This window comes from Bacillota bacterium, assembly GCA_023511835.1.
Lineage (GTDB): Bacteria > Bacillota > Sulfobacillia > JAIMAT01 > JAIMAT01 > JAIMAT01.
This window is the reverse complement of sequence record JAIMAT010000128.1, coordinates 1-4,029: the sequence shown is the minus strand read 5'-3', so window position 1 is coordinate 4,029 and position 4,029 is coordinate 1. Positions and strand designations below refer to the sequence as shown.

The following is a 4,029-nucleotide window of genomic DNA, read 5'->3' as shown; positions in this document are numbered from 1 at the left end:
TTCCTGGGGCTGGGCGCCAACCTGGGGGAGCGGGAGGCGCAGCTGCGCGCGGCGCTGGACCTGCTGGACGGCGACGGGATCCGCCTGGAGGCAGTGGCCGGCCTCTGGGAGACGGAACCGGTGGGGGTGCGCGAGCAGCCCTGGTTCCTGAACACGGTGGCGGCCGTGGCCACTGCGCTGGAGCCCGAGGCGCTCCTCGGGCGGGCGCTGGCCGTGGAGGCGGCGCTGGGCCGCGTGCGGGGGGTTCGCTGGGGCCCCCGGCGCATCGACGTGGACCTGCTCTGGCTGGAGGGCGTCGCCCGCGCGGGCCGCGAGCTGACGCTGCCCCACCCGCGCCTGGGCGAACGCTCCTTCGTCCTCGAACCGCTGGCCGAGCTGGCCCCGGAGCTGCGCCTGGCGGACGGGAGGCGCGTGGCGGAGGCGGCGGCGGAGCTGCGCGCCCGGGCCGGGGCGCCGGCGGTGCGCCTGCTGCGGCCGCGCGGCTGGTACCGGGCCACGTTGTGAGCGCCGGAGCGCCGGCGCTATAATGCACCTGTCGACGCGCCTATAGCTCAGGGGATAGAGCACCGGCCTCCGGAGCCGGGTGCGGAGGTTCGAATCCTCCTAGGCGCACCAGCTTTCCGATTCGGCTCTGGCGCGGGAGCGGCGGTCCCGGGGGATCGCCGCCCCCGCCACCTTGCCCTGAAGCCACCCTCCCCTGACCAGTCCCTGAACAGGAGGCCCCGCATAGGCCCGGCGCCCCGGAGAGAGAATCAAGCGCGACCAGGTCGCCGGGCCTCGCCGCCGCGGGCGGGCGGGGCCCGGGCGGCCCGGCCCGCCGCGCGCAGCCGCGCCGCGGCTTGGGGGAGGGATGGGCCACGCTCTCCGCCGGCGACGGAAAGCCGGGCCGAAAGGCCGAGGAGCAGGACGTCAGCCTGGTGATCGGGGGCGACGCCGGGCAGGGGGTGGAGTCCAGCGGCGCCGGCTTCTCCACCGCCCTGGCCCGCGCCGGCTACCACGTCTTCAGCATCGCGGACTACCGCTCGCGCATCCGCGGCGGCCACAACTTCTACCAGATCCGCGCCGCGACGCGGCCGGTCGCCTCGCACCTGGACCCGCCGGCGCTGCTCCTGGCCCTGACCGCCGAGTCGGTGGAGCTCCACCTGGAAAACCTGGCGGACGGCGCCGCCGTCGTCTACGACCGTTCCTTCCGCCTCGACGCGGCGGCGGTGGAGCGGGCCGGACGCCTGCCGGTACCCGTGCCCATGAACGAGATCGCCCTCCGCCACGGCAGCAAGGTGATGATGAACACGGCGGCGCTGGCGGCCGCCGCCGGGCTGCTCCGCTTTCCCCTGGAGCGTATGGAGGAGGTCGTCCGCCAGAACTTCGCGCGCAAGGGCGAACGGGTGGTCGAGGCCAACCTGGCCGTGGCGCGCGAGGCCTACGCCGAAATGCTCCGCCATCCGGCGGCGGAGCGCTTCCGCTACCGCCTGCCCGGCCGCGAGGGGCAGCCCGAACGCATGCTCCTGCACGGCAACCACGCGCTCTGCCTGGGGGCGCTGGCGGCGGGCTGCCGTTTTGTCGCCGCCTATCCCATGACCCCCGCCACCACCATCCTGGAGTGGATGACGGCGCACGCCGAGCCGCTGGGCATCGTCACCAAGCATGCCGAGGACGAGCTGGCGGCCGTCTGCATGGCCATCGGCGCCGGCTTCGGCGGGGCGCGCGCCATGTGCTCCACCTCCGGCGGCGGTTTCTCGCTGATGACTGAGGCGCTCGGTCTGGCGGGCATGACCGAGACGCCGGTGGTGGTGGTGGACGTGCAGCGGGGCGGTCCCTCCACCGGCCTGCCGACGCGGACCGAGCAGGGCGACCTGCTCTTCGTCCTCCACGCCTCGCAGGGCGAGTTCCCGCGCTTCGTGCTGGCGCCGGGCGACCACGTGGAGGCCTTCGAGGCGGCCATGCGCGCCTTCAACCTGGCCGAGAAGTACCAGGTGCCGGTCATCCTCCTCAGCGACCAGTTCCTCGCCTCCAGCCTGCGCACGCTGGAGCCGGAGCGGCTGCGCCGCGACGCCGTGCCGCCGGAGCGGGGCAAGACCCGCCGTCCCGGCGAGCCGCCGCTGCCGGAGGAGCGGCGCGACGGCGACTACCTCCGCTTCGCCTTCACGGCCGACGGCATCTCGCCGCGCGTCCTGCCCGGCGATCCCGACGCCGTCTACGGGGTGCCCAGCGACGAGCACGACGAGGCCGGGCACATCACCGAGGAGATCGCCAACCGCCGGCGGATGATGGAGAAGCGCATGCGCAAGCTGGAGACGGCCCTGGCGGCGGGCGAGATGCGCGGACCCCGCCGGCTGGGACCGGAGGAGGCGGAGGTGACGCTCCTGGCCTGGGGCTCGACGCTGGGACCGGCCGCCGAGGCGCTGGAGCTGCTGGCCCGGGCGGGCGTGCGCGCCAACCTCCTCCACTGGTGCGACCTCTGGCCCTTCGCCGGCGAGGCGGCCGAGCGGGAGCTGCGCCGGGTGCGCCGCGGGGTGGTGGTGGAGCAGAACTACACGGGGCAGTTCCGGCGCTTCCTGCGCATGATGACCGGCTACGAGGCGGAGGGGCTGGTGCGGAGGTACGACGGGAGGCCGCTGGAGCCGGGGGAGATCGCGCGCGGCGTGCTGCGGGAGGTGGGCGCCGGTGTCCGCTGAGCGGGGCGGGGAGCCGCGGGCGGACGGGCGGGCGGCTCCCGTCCGGGACGGCCGGGCGGCGGGCATGGACGGCCGCCCGGCGGGCGCCGGTACGGGGCGGGCGCCCGTGGCGCGCGACTACATGAGCGAGCAGCGGCCCACCTGGTGCCCCGGCTGCGGCGATTTCGCCATCCTGGCCGCCCTGCGCGAGGCGCTGGTCCAGGAGGGCCTCGCTCCCCACCAGGTGGCCGTCGTCTCCGGCATCGGCTGCGGCTCGAAGCTTCCCGACTACATGCGCGTCCTGGGCTTCATGACGCTCCACGGCCGGCCGCTACCCGTCGCCACCGGGCTTCGCCTGGCCCGCCCGGACCTGCGCGTGGTGGTGGTGGACGGCGACGGCGACGCCTACGGCATCGGCGGAAATCACTGGCTCCACACCTGCCGCCGCAACCCCGGGCTGGTCCACCTGGTGGAGAACAACCAGATCTACGCCCTCACCAAGGGTCAGTATTCGCCCACCACAGACCAGGGGACGCGGACCACCACCTCGCCCGAGGGCGCACCGGAGCGTCCCGTCAACCCCATCCGCACCGCCCTGGCGGCGGGGGCCACCTTCGTGGCGCGGGGCTTCGCCGGCGAGCCGAAGGAGCTGGCCCGGCTGATCCGCGCGGCGCTCCGGCACCGGGGCTACGCGCTGGTGGACATCCTCCAGCCCTGCGTCACCTTCAACAAGATCAACACCTACGACTGGTACGCCGAGCGCATCGTCCGCCTGGAGGAGGCGGGCCACGACCCCTCCGACTTCGACGCCGCCTGGGCGCGCTCCGGGGAGTTCGGCGAGCGGATCCCGGTGGGCGTCTTCTACCGGAGCGAGGAAGTGCCCGCCTACGAGGAGCGGGTGCCCGGCCTGAAGCGGGGCCCCCTGGTGGAGCGTCCGCTGGACGAGCTGGACGAGGCCACCTGGGAGGCGCTCAAGCGGGAGCTGATCTGAGCGATGGACGAGGAGTTCCGGCAGGGGGCCGCGGGCCTCTACGAGCGCGTCCGCCGGACCGCAAACCTCGGCTCGGCGGAGGAGGCGGCGGAGGTGGTGCGAGGCGTTCTCCGCTCGCTGGGCCAGGCGCTGCCCGCGGAGAGCCGGGCACTGTTGGAGAGCCGGCTGCCGGGCGAGCTCTCCGCCGAGATGGAGCGCTTCGCCGCGCCCGAGCCGGATCCGCTGCTCGACCGGGAGCTCTTCCTGGGGCGGCTGACCAACGTGCTTCCGACCGAGGGGCCCTACGACCGGACGCTGGGCGGTCTCGACCTGGTCTCCAGCCACGTGGACGAGGACGCGATCCGGCAGGTGCGCGCCGTCTTCGGCGCCCTCCAGGAGGGGATG

General features: G+C 74.8%; 4 protein-coding genes and 1 tRNA gene. All 5 read left to right on the top strand.

Annotated elements, in window-relative coordinates; all coding sequences use genetic code 11:
* Positions 1 to 504 (top strand): 2-amino-4-hydroxy-6-hydroxymethyldihydropteridine diphosphokinase (gene folK / locus K6U79_11245; GenBank protein MCL6522927.1); only part of this gene is annotated, 504 nt, incomplete at its 5' end.
* A 36-nt stretch (positions 505 to 540) separates the two neighbouring features.
* Positions 541 to 615 (top strand) — tRNA-Arg (locus tag K6U79_11240).
* Between the two features lie 224 nt (positions 616 to 839).
* Positions 840 to 2,675 (top strand): 2-oxoacid:acceptor oxidoreductase subunit alpha, encoded by a 1,836-nt coding sequence (locus K6U79_11235; protein MCL6522926.1) that lies wholly within the window; start codon positions 840 to 842, stop codon positions 2,673 to 2,675.
* 121 nt (positions 2,676 to 2,796) lie between these two features.
* Positions 2,797 to 3,645, top strand: a complete 849-nt coding sequence (locus tag K6U79_11230; protein ID MCL6522925.1) for a 2-oxoacid:ferredoxin oxidoreductase subunit beta — start codon at positions 2,797 to 2,799, stop codon at positions 3,643 to 3,645.
* 3 nt (positions 3,646 to 3,648) lie between these two features.
* Positions 3,649 to 4,029: DUF2267 domain-containing protein (locus tag K6U79_11225; protein MCL6522924.1), on the top strand; the 381-nt coding region annotated here is incomplete at its 3' end.

What these genes read in the sequence shown, in the direction of transcription:
- K6U79_11230 (MCL6522925.1), top strand. Translation starts at nt 2,797, where the DNA reads ATGAGCGAGCAGCGGCCCACCTGGTGCCCCGGCTGCGGCGATTTCGCC.